The sequence below is a fragment of the Streptococcus sp. AM28-20 genome, from assembly GCF_003603595.1.
GTDB classification, from domain to species: Bacteria; Bacillota; Bacilli; order Lactobacillales; family Streptococcaceae; genus Streptococcus; species Streptococcus ilei.
The window spans coordinates 331,434-349,954 of the sequence record NZ_QTNK01000002.1 but is presented as its reverse complement, the minus strand read 5'-3'; the positions used below and the strand labels follow the sequence as shown (position 1 = coordinate 349,954).

The 18,521-nt window shown below is 42.9% G+C and carries 21 protein-coding genes and 2 tRNA genes; 20 read left to right on the top strand and 3 right to left on the bottom strand.

Going from position 1 to position 18,521, the window contains the following annotated elements; genetic code table 11:
* The first annotated feature begins 91 nt into the window (after nt 1-91).
* The 9 genes from rnpA to rsmA all read left to right on the top strand — a co-directional run bounded on the left by rnpA (nt 92) and on the right by rsmA (nt 6,257).
* The gene (gene rnpA / locus DW738_RS06830) at nt 92-433 is read left to right on the top strand and encodes a ribonuclease P protein component (RefSeq protein ID WP_023024530.1); all 342 of its coding nucleotides are present in this window, start codon (nt 92-94) and stop codon (nt 431-433) included.
* Between the two features lie 4 nt (nt 434-437).
* Complete coding sequence (locus tag DW738_RS06825) at nt 438-1,253, top strand: YidC/Oxa1 family membrane protein insertase (protein WP_023027309.1); 816 nt, start codon at nt 438-440, stop codon at nt 1,251-1,253.
* Nucleotides 1,254-1,268: 15 nt separating this feature from the next.
* A complete protein-coding gene (gene jag, locus DW738_RS06820) occupies nt 1,269-2,213 on the top strand; it encodes an RNA-binding cell elongation regulator Jag/EloR (protein ID WP_123159597.1) in 945 nt (314 codons plus the stop codon).
* A gap of 86 nt (nt 2,214-2,299) precedes the next feature.
* Entirely contained in the window at nt 2,300-2,944 is a 645-nt protein-coding gene (locus DW738_RS06815) for a ribonuclease P (RefSeq protein ID WP_123160650.1), read from the top strand.
* Nucleotides 2,945-3,090: 146 nt separating this feature from the next.
* Nucleotides 3,091-3,225 (top strand): 50S ribosomal protein L34, encoded by a 135-nt coding sequence (gene rpmH / locus DW738_RS06810; protein ID WP_003003086.1) that lies wholly within the window; start codon nt 3,091-3,093, stop codon nt 3,223-3,225.
* A 121-nt stretch (nt 3,226-3,346) separates the two neighbouring features.
* Entirely contained in the window at nt 3,347-4,117 is a 771-nt protein-coding gene (locus tag DW738_RS06805; RefSeq protein ID WP_123160649.1) for a TatD family hydrolase, read from the top strand.
* Complete coding sequence (gene rnmV, locus DW738_RS06800) at nt 4,089-4,679, top strand: ribonuclease M5 (RefSeq protein ID WP_207802007.1); 591 nt, start codon at nt 4,089-4,091, stop codon at nt 4,677-4,679. The genes DW738_RS06805 and rnmV overlap by 29 nt, the downstream gene beginning before the upstream one ends.
* Before the next feature lie 15 nt (nt 4,680-4,694).
* Entirely contained in the window at nt 4,695-5,321 is a 627-nt protein-coding gene (locus DW738_RS06795) for a DUF2185 domain-containing protein (protein WP_023024518.1), read from the top strand.
* A 60-nt stretch (nt 5,322-5,381) separates the two neighbouring features.
* A complete protein-coding gene (gene rsmA / locus DW738_RS06790; RefSeq protein ID WP_023024516.1) occupies nt 5,382-6,257 on the top strand; it encodes a 16S rRNA (adenine(1518)-N(6)/adenine(1519)-N(6))-dimethyltransferase RsmA in 876 nt (291 codons plus the stop codon).
* A 46-nt stretch (nt 6,258-6,303) separates the two neighbouring features.
* Here the strand turns inward: rsmA and DW738_RS06785 are convergent.
* The 3 genes from DW738_RS06785 to DW738_RS06775 all read right to left on the bottom strand — a co-directional run bounded on the left by DW738_RS06785 (nt 6,304) and on the right by DW738_RS06775 (nt 7,551).
* Nucleotides 6,304-6,392: transfer RNA gene (locus DW738_RS06785), tRNA-Ser, on the bottom strand.
* 4 nt (nt 6,393-6,396) lie between these two features.
* A tRNA-Leu gene (locus DW738_RS06780) sits at nt 6,397-6,479 on the bottom strand.
* 151 nt (nt 6,480-6,630) lie between these two features.
* The gene (locus DW738_RS06775) at nt 6,631-7,551 is read right to left on the bottom strand and encodes a type II CAAX endopeptidase family protein (protein ID WP_123160647.1); all 921 of its coding nucleotides are present in this window, start codon (nt 7,549-7,551) and stop codon (nt 6,631-6,633) included.
* Nucleotides 7,552-7,883: 332 nt separating this feature from the next.
* Here DW738_RS06775 and rsgA point away from each other — a divergent pair, with 332 nt between their 5' ends.
* The 11 genes from rsgA (at nt 7,884) to gap (ending at nt 18,506) form a co-directional block, all read left to right on the top strand.
* Nucleotides 7,884-8,762, top strand: coding sequence for a ribosome small subunit-dependent GTPase A (rsgA, locus tag DW738_RS10360; protein ID WP_123159593.1), 879 nt, complete (start codon nt 7,884-7,886; stop codon nt 8,760-8,762).
* Between the two features lie 15 nt (nt 8,763-8,777).
* The gene (gene rpe, locus DW738_RS10355; RefSeq protein ID WP_042361263.1) at nt 8,778-9,437 is read left to right on the top strand and encodes a ribulose-phosphate 3-epimerase; all 660 of its coding nucleotides are present in this window, start codon (nt 8,778-8,780) and stop codon (nt 9,435-9,437) included.
* The gene (locus DW738_RS06760; protein WP_123160646.1) at nt 9,397-10,062 is read left to right on the top strand and encodes a thiamine diphosphokinase; all 666 of its coding nucleotides are present in this window, start codon (nt 9,397-9,399) and stop codon (nt 10,060-10,062) included. The genes rpe and DW738_RS06760 overlap by 41 nt, the downstream gene beginning before the upstream one ends.
* Nucleotide 10,063: 1 nt before the next feature.
* Nucleotides 10,064-11,320, top strand: coding sequence for a DNA recombination protein RmuC (gene rmuC / locus DW738_RS06755; protein ID WP_123160645.1), 1,257 nt, complete (start codon nt 10,064-10,066; stop codon nt 11,318-11,320).
* Nucleotides 11,307-12,257 carry a 3'-5' exoribonuclease YhaM family protein gene (locus DW738_RS06750; protein ID WP_023024504.1) on the top strand — a complete coding sequence of 317 codons (951 nt, stop codon included), beginning with the start codon at nt 11,307-11,309 and terminating at the stop codon, nt 12,255-12,257. Before rmuC ends, DW738_RS06750 begins: the two co-directional genes overlap by 14 nt.
* A gap of 129 nt (nt 12,258-12,386) precedes the next feature.
* Nucleotides 12,387-13,211 carry a pur operon repressor gene (gene purR, locus DW738_RS06745; protein ID WP_042507484.1) on the top strand — a complete coding sequence of 275 codons (825 nt, stop codon included), beginning with the start codon at nt 12,387-12,389 and terminating at the stop codon, nt 13,209-13,211.
* 22 nt (nt 13,212-13,233) lie between these two features.
* Nucleotides 13,234-13,770, top strand: a complete 537-nt coding sequence (locus DW738_RS06740) for a hypothetical protein (RefSeq protein ID WP_023024500.1) — start codon at nt 13,234-13,236, stop codon at nt 13,768-13,770.
* Nucleotides 13,771-13,986: 216 nt separating this feature from the next.
* On the top strand, nt 13,987-14,403 hold the full coding sequence (gene rpsL, locus DW738_RS06730; protein WP_001142333.1) for a 30S ribosomal protein S12: 417 nt from the start codon (nt 13,987-13,989) through the stop codon (nt 14,401-14,403).
* 19 nt (nt 14,404-14,422) lie between these two features.
* Nucleotides 14,423-14,893, top strand: coding sequence for a 30S ribosomal protein S7 (rpsG, locus tag DW738_RS06725; RefSeq protein WP_003003105.1), 471 nt, complete (start codon nt 14,423-14,425; stop codon nt 14,891-14,893).
* 268 nt (nt 14,894-15,161) lie between these two features.
* Entirely contained in the window at nt 15,162-17,243 is a 2,082-nt protein-coding gene (fusA, locus tag DW738_RS06720) for an elongation factor G (protein ID WP_023024498.1), read from the top strand.
* A gap of 252 nt (nt 17,244-17,495) precedes the next feature.
* Nucleotides 17,496-18,506: a type I glyceraldehyde-3-phosphate dehydrogenase gene (gene gap, locus DW738_RS06715; RefSeq protein WP_006595530.1), complete on the top strand. Its 1,011-nt coding sequence runs from the start codon at nt 17,496-17,498 to the stop codon at nt 18,504-18,506.
* Nucleotides 18,507-18,521 lie beyond the last annotated feature (15 nt).

Genomic DNA, 18,521 nt, shown 5'->3' with positions numbered 1-18,521 from the left:
TGGAGGAAGCTTCAAACCAAGGGCCAGAAGGTCGTTGGTTTTTTTTGAAATTATGGTATAATAGAATAAATTTAAAAGAGGGAGTGGGAGTTTGAGAAAAAGCTATCGTGTCAAGCGAGAAAAAGATTTCAATGCCATTTTTAAAAGTGGTATGAATTGTGCGAATAGAAAATTTGTGATCTACCGTTTGCCACAAGAGCAGCCCCATTTCCGTGTCGGCTTATCTGTTAGTAAAAAACTAGGAAATGCTGTGACACGCAACCGAATCAAGCGCTTGATTCGTCATGTTTTGATGAAGCATCAGGATCATCTTGTAGCAGATGATTTTGTTGTGATTGCTCGAAAGGGTGTTGAAGAGCTGGATTTTGACCAAGTTGAAAAAAATCTAGTCCATGTATTAAAATTAGCGCAAGTCTATCGTCAGGAAAGGTAATTACGTGAAAAAGAAATTAAAAGTAGCTAGCTTATTAGGAGGGGCCCTCCTTTTATTAACAGCCTGTGGAACGTCTGAAGTGACTTCCCAATCATCAGGCGTTTGGGAAAAATTCGTTTACTTCTTTGCAGAAGTCATCCGTTTTCTTTCTATCGGAGGAAATACCGGAGTTGGGATTATCCTCTTCACTCTCTTGATTCGGACAATTCTTTTGCCAGTTTTCCAATACCAAATGACCTCCTCGCGCAAAATGCAGGAGATTCAGCCACTAGTGAAAGAAATCCAGGCCAAGTATCCTGGGAAGGATTTGGAAAGCCGCACTCGTATGTCAGAAGAAATGCGGGCCCTCTATAAAGAAAAAGGAGTTAAGACTTCCTCGGCCTTCTTGCCATTGTTTATTCAAATGCCAGTCTTGATGGCCTTGTTCCAAGCTTTGAGTCGGGTAGAATTCCTAAAAGTCGGTCATTTCCTTTGGTTGGATATGAGCGCAACAGACCCAACCTTTATTTTGCCAGTTTTGGCAGCTGTCTTCACCTTCTTTAGTACCTGGTTGAGCAACAAAGCCATGCCAGAAAAAAATGGTGGAATGACAGCCATGATGTATGCAATGCCAGTCATGATTTTCTTCTTCGCCATGTACTCAGCCAGCGGGGTTGCTCTCTACTGGGTAGTTTCCAATGCCTACCAAGTTGGGCAAACTTACCTGTTGAACAATCCATTTAAGATCATTGCGGCGCGTGAAGCAGAGCAACAGGCAATCAAAGATATAGAAAAACAAAAACGACGTGCATTTAATAAAGCACAGAAAAAGAAAAACTAAGAAGGAGTTTGACAGATGGTCCAATATACAGGAGTCAATGTTGAAGAAGCCATTCAAAATGGTTTGAAAGAATTAGATATCCCGCGCATGAAAGCACATATTACTGTCGTTTCTCGTGAAAAGAAAGGGTTCCTCGGTCTCTTTGGTAAGAAGCCAGCTGTGGTAGACATCGAACCGATTGCAGAAACTACGGTTACAAAAGCTAATCAACAAGCTGTTAAGGGAGTTCCTGAGGAAATAAATGTTCAAAACGAACCTGTCAAGAGTGTCAGTGAAGAGACTGTTGATTTGGGTCGTGTGGTGGCTGCGATTAAAAAAGTTGAAGAAGAAGGCCAAGAAGTTTCGGAAGAGGTGAAGGCTGAGATTCTTAAACATGAGAAGGCTCCTGAAACCATTCTTGAAGAACAAGGTCATGGGGAGATTCTCGATTCAAGTCCTAAAGAAACTGAGTCACGCCAAACGTCTGATTTTGCTGATTTGGGCATTGAAGTAGAAGAAAGCTATGACATTGAAAAGGTTGTTTCTGATGTCACTTCCTATGTTCAAACAGTAATTGATGAAATGGATGTAGAAGCTAGCATTTCAAGTAGCTACAACCGTCGAACCATCAACATGCAGATTGACACCAATGAGCCAGGCCGTGTGATTGGCTACCACGGGAAAGTTCTCAAAGCCCTTCAATTGTTGGCGCAGAACTATCTTTACAATCAGTATTCTAAGAATTTCTACATTGCTATCAACGTCAATGATTATGTTGAACACCGTGCAGAAGTCCTTCAAAGCTATGCGCAAAAATTGGCAAGTCGTGCTCTAGAAGAAGGTCAAGCACAACATACAGATCCAATGTCTAATAGCGAACGCAAGATCATCCACCGTATCGTATCGAAAATGGATGGAGTAACGAGCTATTCAGAAGGGGAAGAACCAAATCGTTACGTTGTCGTCGATATTGAAGGTTAATCTACCGTCTAAAAAAGAGGATTTCAAAAGGGAGAGAGGAGTGTAAGCTTGGTCTCTCCTTTTATTTTTGAGAAGGGAATAGCAGTATGTTTGTTAAGATTAAAGACTTTTTGAATTGTCAGGGGATCAAGTACCTAGCCCCTGCTAAAGCAGGTGAGGATGCGGAGCGAATGTTGGCCTATCGAGAGTTAGGACAAGAAGCTCGCAAGGAGTTCACTCATCTGGTCAGTGATTTTCAGAAGATTTTTCCGCATTTAAAACAAGAGCGGACCAGTCAATGGATGAATCAAGCCCAAATTCTTCGCCCTCATTTTTGGGCCTATCTCCAAGGAGAGGGAGAAATAGCGGATCCGATGTTCGCCTTGCGACTTTATGGGGATGCGAAGGACTTTGGTGTATCCTTGGAAGTGAGTTTTATCGAACGCAAGAAGGATGAGGAGAGTCTACAAAAGCAGAACCGAGTTTTAACTCTTCCGGTTTCTTCGCCAGTCTATTATTTCGCCCAAATAGAAGGTGTCAGCCAACGATTTCAAGGGACAGAAGCCAATCGTCTGAGACTTCTCAAAGGTGTGGAAGCTGGCCAAGTCCGAAAGGTCTTGGTTAAAGTCGATGTAAATCTATCACAAGCGACTAGCCGAGATGCCATTCTTGAGGAATTAAAAAAAGGAATGGCCTGCTTGCTTCCATACTATGAAGCAACTCGTCAAAGGATAGAAGGAGATGCCCAATAAAAGCGGTATCATTGAACCTGATCCAACAAATTTTTCATAGCTATTGACAAACAGCCTTGAATCAGATAGAATAGTAAAGTATGTTTAGTAACTGATCACATTATAGCCGGCTAAACGAATACAAAATCTATGAGGAGGTATTCATCGTGAAACGTACTTATCAACCAAGTAAACTTCGTCGTGCGCGCAAACATGGTTTCCGTCACCGTATGGCAACTAAAAACGGTCGTCGCGTATTGGCAGCTCGTCGTCGTAAAGGACGCAAAGTTTTGGCTGCGTAATTCAGATAAAAACCTAAAAACCAGTAGAAACTCGAGACTACTGGTTTTTGTTTTGCCAAAAGTGTATTCAGCTATGCTTTCTGTTATAATAGAGTGAGAAAAATCGTAGAAAAGGATCCATATGCAGATTTTTGATACCCATACTCACCTCAACGTTGAAGAGTTTGCAGGGAGAGAACAAGAGGAATTAGAGCTAGCAAAAGAGCTGGGAGTCATTGCCCATAATGTTGTTGGTTTTGACAAACCAACCATCGAACGAGCAATAGAATTGGCAGACCAGCACCCAGAAGTTTATCTCACCCTTGGTTGGCATCCTACTGAGGCAGGCGATTATAGTCCTGAGGTAGAGGCTTATCTACTGGAACGGCTGAAACATCCTAAAGTCGTCGCCTTAGGGGAAATCGGTCTGGACTACCACTGGATGACAGCACCTAAGGAAGTTCAAGAGAAGGTCTTTTGCCGTCAGATTCAGCTATCTAAGGAACTAGACTTACCATTTGTAGTGCATACGCGTGATGCTCTCGAAGATACCTATGCCATTATCAAGAGTGAAGGAGTTGGCCCACGCGGTGGGATCATGCATTCTTTCTCAGGAAGTCTGGAAGATGCCAAACGCTTCATGGATTTAGGCATGATGATCTCTTTCTCGGGAGTGGTGACCTTCAAAAAAGCGACAGACATTCAGGAGGCAGCCAAAGAATTACCTTTGGACAAAATCTTGGTTGAAACAGATGCACCCTATCTGGCACCAGTTCCTAAGCGTGGCCGAGAAAATAAAACAGCCTATACCCGTTATGTAGTAGACTTTATTGCAGAACTACGTGGCTTAACGACAGAAGAGGTGGCACAAGCGACCTATGACAATGCGAGAAAGGTATTTGGCCTTGACTGAGAAAAGAAAAATACCAGAAGTGATTGTTGTTGAAGGCAAGGACGATACGGCCAATCTGAAACGCTATTATGAGGTGGATACCTATGAGACACGTGGCTCTGCTATTAATCAGGATGATTTAGAACGAATTGCTACATTGCAAGAGTTGCGTGGAGTCATTGTCTTTACTGATCCAGATTACAATGGGGAGCGGATTCGTAAAATCATCATGCAAGAAATTCCGCAGGCCAAGCATGCCTTTTTAAATCGTGGCGAAGCAGTACCCAAATCCAAGACCAAGGGGCGTTCCTTGGGAGTAGAGCATGCCAGCTATGAAGACTTAGAAAAGGCCTTATCTGGACTGGTTGGCTCCTATGAAGATGAGCATTTCTTTGATATTACCAAGTCAGACCTGATGCGTCTCGGTCTCTTGATGGGCAGTGACAGTCGCAAACGACGGGAATACTTGGGAGAAGAGCTCCGCATCGGCTACTGTAATGGCAAACAACTGCTCAAACGTTTGGAGTTGTTTGGGGTTTGTCTGTCTCAAGTAGAAGAGGCCTTGGCTTCTTATAAAAAATAGCGATGGAGGTAGCAGATGGGATTGTTCGACTTGTTTACAGATAAGAAAAAAGGGATAGGATATTCTTTAGAGGATGTTCAAGCAAAACATCAAAAGAATCCACGGCACTTTTTGATTCCCAGTCAAGAAGAAATCAACCAATTGAAGATGGGGGACCAGGTTCGCCTCATCTTTGTGCTGGATACAGTCTTGGAGAATGGGTGTCGTGCAGAGCGTATGTGGGTCGAACTCACTGAAATCCGCGATGGGAAGTTCAAAGGACGTTTAACCAATCAACCCGCTTATATTACCTCCATCCAGCTTGGAGATGAGCTGGATTTTGCGCGGGAACATATTGCAAGCTTGATGCTCCCCCAGTTGAATCTTGATACACAAAAAGGGGCAATGATTACCAAGGATTGCTTCCTACGACGTGAGATAAATTGGGCAGTTCACGATCTACCTCATCACCCGCAAGATAGTGGTTGGCAATTTTTTACAGGTTATGAGTCTCATGAAGACTTGGACGATCCGTCTAAGATTGCCATCATTAGCCTTGAAGCGGCCCTGGATATCGAACCCTTGTTGGAGACGGTCTTAGACAAGGATGGAGAAGCTTATGTCTACCAAGCGGAGAAGAACGCATTCGTAGAAGACTGTTAGACTAGCCTGTGGAGAAAAACAAGAGGGATATAGCCCTAAACTGATTAGAAAAGAGAAGATATGAGAATTGCAGATTATAGTGTGACCAAGGCAGTGCTGGAGCGTCACGGCTTTACCTTTAAAAAATCCTTCGGCCAAAACTTCTTGACCGATACCAACATCCTTCAAAAGATTGTGGACACCGCTGAGATTGATAAACAGGTCAATGTGATTGAAGTCGGTCCCGGAATCGGTGCTTTGACAGAGTTTTTGGCGGAAAATGCCGCAGAAGTGATGGCCTTTGAGATTGATGACCGCTTGGTTCCTATCTTAGCGGATACCTTGCGGGATTTTGACAATGTGACCGTTGTCAATCAAGACATCCTCAAGGTGGATCTCAACCAGTATATCGCTGAGTTTAAAAATCCAGAGCTTCCGATCAAGGTAGTGGCCAACCTTCCTTACTACATCACGACTCCGATCCTCATGCACTTGATCGAATCCAAAATCCCTTTCCAAGAATTTGTGGTTATGATGCAAAAAGAGGTAGCAGACCGCATCTCAGCTCAACCGAATACCAAGGCTTATGGATCTTTGTCCATTGCGGTCCAATACTATATGACGGCTAAGGTAGCCTTTATCGTGCCACGCACCGTCTTTGTGCCAGCACCAAACGTCGACTCTGCCATCCTCAAGATGGTCCGTCGCGAAAAAGCGGCAGTGGCAGTCAAGGATGAAGATTTCTTCTTCTCCGTCAGCAAAGCTAGCTTTGTCCACCGTCGCAAAACTCTTTGGAACAACTTGACTAGTCGCTTTGGCAAGACCGAAGACGTGAAGGCAAAATTGGAAGCCGGAATCGAAGCAGCCAGTTTGAAGCCATCTGTACGAGGAGAAGCTCTTAGTTTAGAAGACTTTGCCCGTCTAGCTGACGGTCTTCTAGAAGCAGGGATAAAATAATGGAAAAGACATGGGCTTCAAAGCTCATGTCTTTTTGAGTAATAAAAGGAAAGGACGGGATTTGAACCCGCGCGTGAAGAAGATCCACTTGCCGGATTTCGAGTCCGGTGCCGTACCAGACTGGGCCACCTTTCCAAGATGCGGAGAAAGGGATTTGAACCCTCACGCCCGAAGGGGCACATGCGCCTGAAGCATGCGTGTCTGCCGTTCCACCACCTCCGCATAGTTCTATTATACTCTTTTTGACAGAAATGCCAAGAAAAAATAGCATACTTTCTATCGAATGTATAGAGCTAACAGAAAAGAGAGTGGGACGACGAAATAGAATTCTAACGAATGACCGATTTCTGTCCCACTCTCTTCTTTCTTTTACTTATTCATAACTCACTTGAGGATAAAGTTCTTCTTGTTCTGCAGAGGTATCTTTGAGAAGAAAGATAGCCCATAAGAGAGCAAGAAGAAAGACGACTAAGCCAGGGATCCCGCCTTCAGGTCCAAACTCACCACCTGTGATAAAGGTCCGGTTTGAAGTCGTGAAGTACATAAGAGAGGATTCACTATCAAAGCCACTAACATGGAAGCCGTAGACATTGCCCATGATGAAGTTCCAGGCAAAGTGGAAACCACAAGGACCCCAGATATTTCCTCTCTTCAAGGCATAGACGGCTGTGAAGAGTCCGAAAACAAAGAGGTGGACCGTAGACAGCCAAGAAGCACCATTGTTATTCAAGTGGAAGTAAGAGAACATAGTGGAAGAAATGAGGATGGCAAGGTAGGCATTTTTGTGATAAGAAATAATTGGAATGAGCCAGCCACGAATATAGATTTCTTCGGCTGCCGTTTGGAAAATATAGCCAATTAGAACCAAGATCCAAGATACGAGGAAAGGAAGACTAAATTGAATACGATCGAAACGGACATCACCAGTGATAAAGAAGACGATTAAGACCGTGGTAATCATAATGGCGCCGACCAAGACACCCTTAGCGAATTCGGACAGGCCGTTTCCTTTGGTAAAGCCCATGGTCCGAATCGGTCGTTTTTCAATGAGTTTCACCCAGAGGAAGAAGGCAATGATGGTGTAGAGGAAGGACAAAAGGTCTAGAATATTCCACCAGTCAGGAATCCAACTTTGTTTGTTCAAAAAGAAGTTTGTGGAAGCTGTACTAATTGGAGACATGTATTGGGTGATGTAATAGAGAATAAAGGGAGCTAAAAACCAAGGGGTTAAAAACTTCCCTTTTTTTACATTGGAAACGAGAGGGTTACTCTTGGAAAGAAATGAAAAACTCATAAAGGACCTCCTTATAACTGGCAGGGATTAGTAAGAAAGTCAGAAATACCGCCACAAAAATAGGCTCCTTTCATTACTAATCAGGTAGCTTCGTCAATAAATGTATCAGTCTCCGTCACTTCCTTTCTGTCAAATAGTCTGCACTTCCCACAAGAGACATATATATATTATGTCCTTTCCCTCTATTATAAACCTATCTGAAAACGTTTACAACCCCTTATGTGCATCTTGCTCAAAAAAACTGAATGGACTTCTTTTTTCATACCTAAGTAAGCAAGCGCTATCGTATATTTTTTGATATAATGGTAGTATTAACTTTAAAGGAGTGCTAGTTGCAAGGAACGATTGTTAAAGCCTTGGCCGGTTTTTATTATGTGGAGTGTGAAGGGAAAATTTACCAAACACGCGCCCGAGGAAATTTCCGGAAAAAGGGACAAACTCCCTATGTTGGAGATAGGGTAGAATTTTCAGCTGAAGAAAATTCGGAAGGCTATATTTTAAAAATATTCCCTCGAAAGAATAGCTTAGTCCGTCCACCGATTGTTAATATTGATCAGGCTGTCGTTATCATGTCTGCCAAAGAGCCTGATTTTAATGTTAATTTATTGGATCGCTTTTTGGTCCTCTTGGAGCAAAAAGTCATTCATCCAATCGTCTATATTTCAAAAATGGACTTACTAGAAGATCCGGCTGTCATGCTTCCTTTTCAAGAAGTCTATCGCCAAATGGGGTATGACTTTGTCACTGATAAGGAAGAGCTCTTGCCTCTCTTGAAGGATCAGGTGACGGTCTTTATGGGCCAAACAGGTGTGGGGAAATCAACCCTCTTGAATACCTTGGCTCCAGAGTTGGAACTAGAGACAGGAGAGATCTCCGACAGTCTTGGACGAGGCCGCCATACGACGCGAGCCGTCAGCTTTTATGATCTCAATGGTGGCAAGATTGCGGATACCCCTGGCTTCTCCTCTTTAGATTATGAAGTCGACAATGCAGAAGATCTGAATCATGCTTTTCCAGACATCGCCAAGGTAAGCCAGGATTGCAAGTTCCGTACTTGTACCCATACACATGAACCATCTTGTGCCGTCAAACCTGCTGTCGAGGAAGGGATCATTGCTTCCTTCCGCTTTGAGAATTACTTACAGTTCTTGAGTGAGATCGAAAATAGACGAGAAACCTATAAAAAAGTATCGAAAAAATTACCCAAATAAGGAGACCTGAATAATATGAAAACAAACAAATTAGCCCCATCTATTTTGAGTGCGGATTATGCAAATTTTGAAAGTGAATTGAAGAAATTGGAAGCATCTGGTGCGGAGTACGCTCACATCGATGTGATGGACGGCCACTTTGTACCGAATATCAGCTTTGGTGCGGGTGTAGTTGCTAGTATGCGTCCTCACAGTAAGCTAGTTTTTGACTGTCACTTGATGGTGACCAATCCTGAGCAACATATCGAAGAGTTTGCGCGTGCCGGGGCAGATATCATTAGCATTCACGTAGAAACGACTCCACACATCCATGGGGCCCTTCAAAAAATTCGTTTGGCAGGGGTAAAACCAAGTGTGGTCATCAATCCAGGAACCCCTGTTGAAAGTATCCAACACATTTTGAACTTGGTGGATCAAGTACTTGTCATGACTGTCAATCCAGGATTTGGTGGGCAAGCCTTCCTGCCAGAAACCATGGATAAGATTCGTCAATTGGTTCAATTGCGTGAAGAGAAAGGCTTGGATTTCGATATTGAAGTGGATGGGGGAATTGACGACAAGACGATTCACGCTGCGAAAGAAGCAGGGGCAAACGTCTTTGTAGCAGGTTCCTATGTATTTAATGGAGATGTGAATGAACGAGTTCAAACCCTTCGAGCAGCCATCCAAGACTAAGGTTGCGATTGTAGCTGGAGGCCAAGTGGAAACCATTCCGTTAGACTTGGATGTTTATGTCGGAGTGGATGCAGGTTGCCTTTTCCTATTAGAGCAAGGGCTGGAACTATCTTTAGCAGTTGGAGATTTTGACTCTGTTGAGCCAGAAGAATTCCAGAGGATTCAATCTGCGGCTCACGAATTACGGACTTCGGTAGCAGAAAAAAATGATACTGACCTGGAATTGGCGATTAAGGAAGTAGTAGAACGTTGGCCTCAAGCGGAAATTCTAATCTTTGGAGCCTTTGGTGGTCGCATGGATCACCACTTGGCCAGCGTTTTTTTGCCCAGCGATCCAGAGATTGCACCCTTTATGTCGCAACTTTACTTGATGGACCAACAAAATTATCTCTGCTATCGTCCAGCAGGCCGCCATACCATTCTGCCTATAGCAGGCTATACCTATGTAGCTTTTATGCCAGTTGAGGGAGCTTCCATCCAAATTGAAGGAGCTAAGTATCCCTTAAATCAGACCAATTATTTTAAAAAGGCTATTTATGGTTCCAACGAGTTTAGCAATCAGCCGATCACCTTAAGCGTTGATAGAGGCTATGCTGTTATCATTTATAGCAAGGATGGGAAATAAGATGGAATTAATCCTTTTTGTATTAGGAGTGGGAAATCTTGTCTTGCTCTTCTTGCTCTACCAGCAACGGACAGCTGATAACAAACAGGTCCGTGACTTACTGGAGGACCAAGAAGATCATCTTTCGGATCAGCTGGATTACCGATTTGAGAGAGAGCGACAAGCTCAGCGAATCACTGGCCAGCAGATAGAGATGGCGATCAGTGACCGTCTTATGGAATTACGGACAGAAATGCATCAGCAAACGACTGCTTTACGAGCAGAACTTGCTGAGAATTTTACTAAAAACCGAGACAAAACGGACGAGCGGATGCAACAGATTCAAGCCTCCAATGATTTGCGGTTGGAGCAGATGCGTCAAACGGTCGAAGAAAAGTTGGAAAAAACCTTGCATAGTCGTCTCCAAACCTCTTTTGAGACTGTCTCCAAACAATTGGAGTCGGTTAATAAAGGCCTTGGGGAAATGCAGACGGTCGCTAGAGATGTGGGGAGTCTCAATAAGGTCCTCTCTAACACCAAAACCCGTGGGATTATGGGAGAACTTCAACTGGGCCAGATCATCGAAGATATCCTAACTCCTGCCCAATACGAGAGAGAGTTTGTAACAGTTCCCCATTCCAACGAACGCGTCGAGTATGCAATCAAGATGCCTGGTCAGGTAAGAGGGGAATACGTTTATCTGCCAATCGACTCTAAGTTTCCTCTGGAGGGGTATTACCGACTGGAAGAAGCTTATGAAAGTGGAGAGAAAGAGGAGATTGAACGGTGTCGCAAGCTCCTTCAGGCTAGTATTAAACAATTTGCCAAGGACATTCATCAAAAATACCTATATCCGCCTGCCACTACTAATTTTGGGATTCTCTTTTTACCGACGGAAGGCCTCTATTCAGAAGTGGTCCGCGACCCAGCCTTCTTTGATCGTCTCCGAAGAGAGGAACAGATCGTCGTCGCGGGGCCAAGTACTCTTTCAGCCTTGTTAAATTCCTTATCGGTTGGATTTAAGACTCTGAATATTCAACGCAGTGCAGATGATATTAGCAAGGTCCTTGCTTCAGTCAAGACAGAGTTCCAAAAATTTGGAGGCGTTTTAGAAAAGACCCAACGGCAGTTGAAACATGCTTCTGGAAACATCGATGAACTCTTAAACCGAAGAACAAATGCTATCGAGCGTACTCTTCGAAGTATAGAAACGTCAGAAAATCTAGATATGGCAAGCCTATTGAATTTAGAAGATGGAGAAGATGATGGTCAAAATTAATCAAATGAAAAAAGACGAATTGTTTGAAGGCTTCTACCTCATTAAGTCAGCAGATGTTCGTCAGACACGGGCTGGAAAGAACTATCTTGCCTTTGTCTTTCAAGATGAGACAGGCACGATTGAAGGAAAATTGTGGGATGCTCAGCCGCATAATGTGGAGCAGTTCCAAGCTGGTCGCGTAGTTCATATGAGCGGACGCCGGGAGGTCTACAACAATACGCCCCAGGTCAATCAATTGACCTTGCGTTTGCCTCAAAGCGGGGAACCGTCTAATCCAGCAGACTTTAAAGAAAAACCTCCGGTGAATCCAGTTGATTTGAAAGATTACCTGTCGGGGATGATTTTCAAGATAGAAAATCCAGTTTGGCAACGTGTGGTGAGGGCGCTCTACAACAAGTACGACAAGGAGTTTTACTCGTATCCTGCGGCCAAAACCAACCACCATGCTTTTGAAACTGGCTTGGCCTATCATACAGCAACCATGGTTCGATTGGCCGAGAGCATCTCTCAAGTTTACCCTCAATTAAATCAAAGTCTCCTCTATGCAGGGATCATGCTCCATGATCTTGCCAAGGTACTGGAGCTTTCAGGTCCTGAAAATACGGAATATACGGTCAGGGGGAATCTCATCGGACACATTGCTCTGATTGATGAAGAAATTACCAAGGTCTTACAAGAGCTGAAGATTGATGATCAAAAAGAAGATGTGATTGTGTTACGACATGTCATTTTAAGTCACCATGGTCTATTAGAGTATGGTAGTCCAGTTCGTCCGAAAATTATGGAAGCAGAGATCATTCATATGATTGATAATCTAGATGCTGAAATGATGATGATGACTTCAGCCTTGGCTTTAGTGGGTCCTGGTGAAATGACCAATAAAATTTTTGCCTTGGATAACCGCTCCTTCTATAAGCCAAATTTAAAAGATTCCTAATAAACTAGAGCAAAAAAGCCTTCTCTTAGTTTGTTAGTAAAAAAACGAGAAACGAATGTTGTAAGACTAACAATGTTCGTTTTTTGGTATAATATGGTATAATACAATAAAAAACTATGTGGAGAGATAATGAAGCTAAGAAGAAGTGAGCGGATGGTTGTGATCTCGAACTACTTGATTAATCATCCCTACGAATTGACAAGTTTAAATACATTTGCGGAGAAATATGAATCTGCCAAATCCTCTATTTCTGAGGACATTGTTATTATTAAACGGGCCTTTGAAGAAATGGAAATTGGACACATTGAAACTCTCACTGGGGCAGGTGGAGGGGTCATCTTTACACCATCGATTTCGGATGCAGATTCAAGAGAAATTGTCCAAAACTTGTGCAATCAATTGTCAGAAAGCAATCGGATTTTACCAGGTGGTTATATCTACCTTTCAGACTTGTTGAGCAATCCAAAAATCCTAAATAATATTGGGCGCATTATTGCCAAGGCTTTTCGAGATCAAAAAATCGATGCTGTTATGACGGTGGCAACCAAGGGAGTTCCATTAGCAAACGCGGTAGCCAATGTCTTAAATGTTCCCTTTGTCATTGTGCGACGAGATCTAAAAATTACAGAAGGATCAACGGTCAGTGTGAACTATGTATCAGGTTCCAGTGGCGATCGGATTGAGAAAATGTTTTTGTCCAAACGCAGTTTGAAAGCAGGCAGCCGTGTCTTGATTGTCGATGACTTCCTTAAAGGGGGGGGAACTATCAGTGGGATGGTTAGCCTCTTAGCTGAGTTTGAATCAGAGTTAGCAGGAGTCGCTATTTTTGCGGACAATGCTTCGGCTAGAAGTAAAGATTTATTTGATCACAAGTCACTTCTACGTGTAACCAACATTGATGTAGCAGAAAATAAAATTGATGTAGAAATCGGAAATATTTTCGATAAGGATTAAGTCTGGAGAGGGAGATAGGAAAATGAAAACAATTTTAGACCGTTTTGATCGTAGCCCCCTATGGCTTCGATTGGCAACGATATTCATCTTGACAGGAGTTCTTGTCGGTGGGCTTTATACGGTTCGAAAAAATTCTGCAGACCAAGTTACAGTGGTGAAACAAGAAGCCAAAAAGACAGGTTCTCTTCCTATTAAAAAGAAAGACCCTAAAAAAGCAAAAGAAGAAGAGGAAGCGAAAATCGCTGAAGATGCAGAAAAGGCAGTCGCTCATTTTGAAACGACTGCAACCCAAGAAACCTTAACAGCTGCCCGAGAAGCCGTGGAAAAAGTGAAGGACGAAACAAAGAAACAGGCCTTCCAAGCTCGAATTCAGTACATTGTAGACTACTATGGAATGCAAACCAACCAGAATACTCAATCAACTGATACGAATCAAGCTAGTCAAACAGGGCAACCTCAACAAGTGGTTCCGGCAGAAGTTCCTCAATATCAGTCCAATGAAGTTCCTCAAGTTTCGAATGCTACAATTCCAGCTGTAACGCAACAATATGAACAATAATTTAGCACGGTTTTAAGAAGAAGCAATCGTGCAAAAAAGAGAAAAAAATCTTGACAGTGAAAGTACCGCTATGTTACAATAATAGACGGTACTTTTTACTTTTGGTCTCTCAAGAGTGTACAGGGACGTGCTGACAAATGTTGCAAAAGTACACACAGATGATAGCTGTCACCAAGTGTATCATCACCAAAAATAAAAAAACACAGGAGAATGTAGATGCCTACAATTAACCAATTGGTTCGCAAACCGCGTAAATCAAAAGTAGAAAAATCTAAATCACCAGCTTTGAACGTTGGTTACAACAGTCATAAAAAAGTTCAAACAAACGTTTCTTCACCACAAAAACGTGGTGTAGCAACTCGTGTTGGAACTATGACACCTAAAAAACCTAACTCTGCCCTTCGTAAATTTGCTCGTGTACGTTTGAGCAACTTGATCGAAGTTACTGCCTACATCCCAGGTATCGGACACAACTTGCAAGAGCACAGCGTGGTGCTTCTTCGTGGTGGACGTGTAAAAGACCTTCCAGGGGTACGTTACCATATCGTCCGTGGTGCACTTGATACTGCAGGTGTTAACGATCGTAAACAAGGCCGTTCTAAATACGGTACTAAACGTCCGAAAAAAGCATAAGGAAAGGGGATAAAGAGAAATGAGTCGTAAAAATAGAGCTCCAAAACGTGACGTATTGCCAGATCCGCTTTACAATTCACAACTAGTTACTCGTCTTATCAACCGCGTTATGCTTGATGGTAAACGTGGTACAGCAGCTTCAATCGTTTACGGTGCTTTTGAGCAAATCAAAGAAGCTACTGGAAATGACGCACTTGAAGTATTTGAAACAGCTATGGAAAACATCATGCCTGTACTTGAAGTACGTGCACGTCGTGTTGGTGGATCAAACTACCAAGTCCCAGTTGAAGTTCGTCCAGAACGTCGTACAACACTTGGACTTCGTTGGTTGGTAACAATCGCTCGTCAACGTGGTGAGCACACAATGGTTGACCGCCTTGCTAAAGAAATCTTGGATGCTGCAAACAACACTGGTGCAGCTGTTAAGAAACGTGAAGACACTCACCGTATGGCTGAAGCTAACCGTGCCTTCGCACACTTCCGCTGGTAAGATTAAGATACTAAGGGCGTTAAAAAAGCGACTGAAAATTAGGAAGCTTGACGAAGAATCAAAGATTCTAGGAAAGCTTATCTATTTTCCGAGCTTTTAGCCCGGGTTCAATTGAGCTCGGTCCGCTCTTTAGTTCAATTCAACTTATTTGTAAGTTGAAACCAACACATACATGAGAACACTGAGAACGGGTAGGTCCTGCCTATCCGTTTTTGTTAAATCATGTTATAATAGTATAGAAATAAAAAATATAGGAGAAACAAACCTCATGGCACGCGAATTTTCACTTGAAAAAACTCGTAATATCGGTATCATGGCTCACGTCGATGCTGGTAAGACAACTACAACTGAGCGTATCCTTTACTACACTGGTAAGATTCACAAAATTGGTGAAACTCACGAAGGTGCGTCACAAATGGACTGGATGGAGCAAGAGCAAGAACGTGGTATCACTATCACTTCTGCGGCTACAACAGCTCAATGGAAAGACACTCGTGTAAACATCATCGACACACCAGGACACGTGGACTTCACGATCGAAGTTCAACGTTCACTCCGCGTTTTGGACGGTGCTGTAACCGTTCTTGACTCACAATCAGGTGTTGAGCCTCAAACAGAAACTGTTTGGCGCCAAGCAACTGAATACAGAGTTCCTCGTATCGTATTTGCGAACAAGATGGATAAAATCGGTGCTGACTTCCTTTACTCAGTAAGCACTCTCCACGATCGTCTTCAAGCAAATGCTCACCCAATCCAATTGCCAATCGGTTCAGAAGATGACTTCCGTGGAATCATCGACTTGATCAAGATGAAAGCTGAAATCTACACCAACGACCTTGGTACAGATATTCTTGAAGAAGATATCCCAGCTGAATACCTTGAACAAGCTCAAGAATACCGCGAAAAATTGGTCGAAGCAGTTGCTGAAACTGACGAAGACTTGATGATGAAATACCTTGAAGGTGAAGAAATCACTAACGAAGAATTGAAAGCTGGTATCCGTAAAGCGACTATCAATGTTGAATTCTTCCCAGTATTGTGTGGTTCAGCCTTCAAGAACAAAGGGGTTCAATTGATGTTGGATGCGGTCCTTGACTACCTTCCAAGCCCACTTGATATCCCAGCGATCAAAGGTATCGACCCAGATACAGACGAACAAGTAGAACGTCCAGCATCTGACGAAGAGCCATTTGCAGCGCTTGCCTTCAAGATCATGACTGACCCATTCGTAGGTCGTTTGACGTTCTTCCGTGTTTACTCAGGTGTCTTGAACTCTGGTTCATACGTATTGAACACTACTAAAGGTAAACGTGAACGTATCGGACGTATCCTTCAAATGCATGCCAACACTCGTATGGAAATCGAAACAGTTTACTCTGGAGATATCGCAGCTGCTGTTGGTTTGAAAGATACAACAACTGGTGACTCATTGACAGATGAAAAAGCAAAAGTTATCCTTGAGTCAATCGAAGTTCCAGAACCAGTTATCCAATTGATGGTTGAGCCTAAATCTAAAGCAGACCAAGACAAGATGGGTATTGCCCTTCAAAAATTGGCTGAAGAAGATCCAACATTCCGCGTTGAAACAAACCCTGAAACTGGTGAAACAGTTATCTCTGGTATGGGTGAGTTGCACTTGGATGTCCTTGTTGACCGTATGAAACGTGAATTCAAGGTTGAAGCAAACGTTGGTGCTCCTCAAGTATCTTACCGTGAAACATTCCGCGCTTCTACACAAGCACGTGGATTCTTCAAACGTCAATCTGGTGGTAAAGGTCAGTTTGGTGATGTTTGGATCGAATTTACTCCAAACGAAGAAGGAAAAGGATTCGAGTTCGAAAATGCAATCGTCGGTGGTGTGGTTCCACGTGAATTCATCCCTGCAGTAGAAAAAGGACTTCAAGAATCTATGGCGAACGGTGTTCTTGCTGGCTACCCAATGGTTGACGTGAAAGCGAAGCTTTACGATGGTTCATACCACGATGTCGACTCATCTGAAACTGCCTTCAAGATCGCTGCATCTCTTGCTCTTAAAGAAGCAGCTAAATCAGCACAACCAGCTATCCTTGAACCAATGATGCTTGTAACCATCACAGTTCCTGAAGAAAACCTTGGGGATGTTATGGGTCACGTAACTGCTCGTCGTGGACGTGTAGACGGTATGGAAGCACACGGTGCAAGCCAAATCGTTCGTGCTTATGTACCACTTGCTGAAATGTTCGGTTACGCTACTGTCCTTCGTTCTGCAACTCAAGGACGTGGTACCTTCATGATGGTATTTGACCACTACGAAGATGTACCGAAATCAGTACAAGAAGAAATCATTAAAAAAGCTAAAGGTGAAGCATAATTTTGCCGTCTAGCTAAAAGCTTTCCTCTTAGGAGGAAGGCTTTTTTGATTCGAAAGAGTTCAACCCCTCTTCCTCATAAGAGATAGTGAAAATGAATATGAAAGTTTGTGTAATATTTCTAATCCTACTGAAATCAGTTGCATTTTAGGGGAAGAAAGTATATAATAATATTGTTGAAAGATGATTTGTAACCTATCAAGTTACTCTTTTCACATAAAAATTTTTTGATTTTCATAAGGAGGAAATCACGAATGGTAGTTAAAGTTGGTATTAACGGTTTCGGTCGTATCGGTCGTCTTGCTTTCCGTCGTATCCAAAACGTAGAAGGTGTTGAAGTTACTCGCATCAACGACCTTACAGATCCAGTTATGCTTGCACACTTGTTGAAATATGACACAACTCAAGGTCGTTTCGACGGTACTGTGGAAGTTAAAGAAGGTGGATTCGAAGTTAACGGTAAATTCGTTAAAGTTTCTGCTGAACGTGATCCAGAACAAATCGACTGGGCTAACGACGGTGTAGAAATCGTTCTTGAAGCAACTGGTTTCTTTGCTAAGAAAGAAGCTGCTGAAAAACACTTGCACCCAGGTGGAGCTAAGAAAGTTGTTATCACTGCTCCTGGTGGAAACGACGTTAAAACAGTTGTATTTAACACTAACCACGACATTCTTGATGGTACTGAAACAGTTATCTCAGGTGCTTCATGTACTACAAACTGCTTGGCTCCAATGGCTAAAGCTCTTCAAGATAACTTTGGTGTTGTAGAAGGATTGATGACTACTATCCACGCTTACACTGGTGACCAAATGATCCTTGACGGACCACACCGTGGTGGTGACCTTCGTCGTGCTCGCGCTGGTGCAGCTAACATCGTTCCTAACTCAACTGGTGCTGCTAAAGCTATCGGTCTTGTAATCCCAGAATTGAACGGTAAATTGGACGGATCTGCACAACGCGTTCCAACTCCAACTGGATCAGTTACTGAATTGGTTGCAGTTCTTGAAAAGAACGTTACTGTTGATGAAGTGAACGCAGCTATGAAAGCAGCAGCTAACGAATCATACGGTTACACAGAAGATCCAATCGTATCTTCAGATATCGTAGGTATGGCTTACGGTTCATTGTTTGACGCAACTCAAACTAAAGTTCTTGACGTTGATGGTAAACAATTGGTTAAAGTTGTTTCATGGTATGACAACGAAATGTCTTACACTGCACAACTTGTACGTACTCTTGAATACTTCGCAAAAATTGCTAAATAATTCATGTGTATGATG

What these genes read in the sequence shown, in the direction of transcription:
- DW738_RS06805 (WP_123160649.1), top strand. Translation starts at nt 3,347, where the DNA reads ATGCAGATTTTTGATACCCATACTCACCTCAACGTTGAAGAGTTTGCA.
- rpsL (WP_001142333.1), top strand. Translation starts at nt 13,987, where the DNA reads ATGCCTACAATTAACCAATTGGTTCGCAAACCGCGTAAATCAAAAGTA.
- DW738_RS06815 (WP_123160650.1), top strand. Translation starts at nt 2,300, where the DNA reads ATGTTTGTTAAGATTAAAGACTTTTTGAATTGTCAGGGGATCAAGTAC.
- rsmA (WP_023024516.1), top strand. Translation starts at nt 5,382, where the DNA reads ATGAGAATTGCAGATTATAGTGTGACCAAGGCAGTGCTGGAGCGTCAC.
- rpe (WP_042361263.1), top strand. Translation starts at nt 8,778, where the DNA reads ATGAAAACAAACAAATTAGCCCCATCTATTTTGAGTGCGGATTATGCA.
- jag (WP_123159597.1), top strand. Translation starts at nt 1,269, where the DNA reads ATGGTCCAATATACAGGAGTCAATGTTGAAGAAGCCATTCAAAATGGT.
- gap (WP_006595530.1), top strand. Translation starts at nt 17,496, where the DNA reads ATGGTAGTTAAAGTTGGTATTAACGGTTTCGGTCGTATCGGTCGTCTT.
- rpsG (WP_003003105.1), top strand. Translation starts at nt 14,423, where the DNA reads ATGAGTCGTAAAAATAGAGCTCCAAAACGTGACGTATTGCCAGATCCG.
- DW738_RS06760 (WP_123160646.1), top strand. Translation starts at nt 9,397, where the DNA reads ATGAACGAGTTCAAACCCTTCGAGCAGCCATCCAAGACTAAGGTTGCG.
- DW738_RS06775 (WP_123160647.1), bottom strand. Translation starts at nt 7,551, where the DNA reads ATGAGTTTTTCATTTCTTTCCAAGAGTAACCCTCTCGTTTCCAATGTA.
- DW738_RS06740 (WP_023024500.1), top strand. Translation starts at nt 13,234, where the DNA reads ATGAAAACAATTTTAGACCGTTTTGATCGTAGCCCCCTATGGCTTCGA.
- fusA (WP_023024498.1), top strand. Translation starts at nt 15,162, where the DNA reads ATGGCACGCGAATTTTCACTTGAAAAAACTCGTAATATCGGTATCATG.
- DW738_RS06795 (WP_023024518.1), top strand. Translation starts at nt 4,695, where the DNA reads ATGGGATTGTTCGACTTGTTTACAGATAAGAAAAAAGGGATAGGATAT.
- purR (WP_042507484.1), top strand. Translation starts at nt 12,387, where the DNA reads ATGAAGCTAAGAAGAAGTGAGCGGATGGTTGTGATCTCGAACTACTTG.
- rnmV (WP_207802007.1), top strand. Translation starts at nt 4,089, where the DNA reads ATGCGAGAAAGGTATTTGGCCTTGACTGAGAAAAGAAAAATACCAGAA.
- rmuC (WP_123160645.1), top strand. Translation starts at nt 10,064, where the DNA reads ATGGAATTAATCCTTTTTGTATTAGGAGTGGGAAATCTTGTCTTGCTC.
- DW738_RS06750 (WP_023024504.1), top strand. Translation starts at nt 11,307, where the DNA reads ATGGTCAAAATTAATCAAATGAAAAAAGACGAATTGTTTGAAGGCTTC.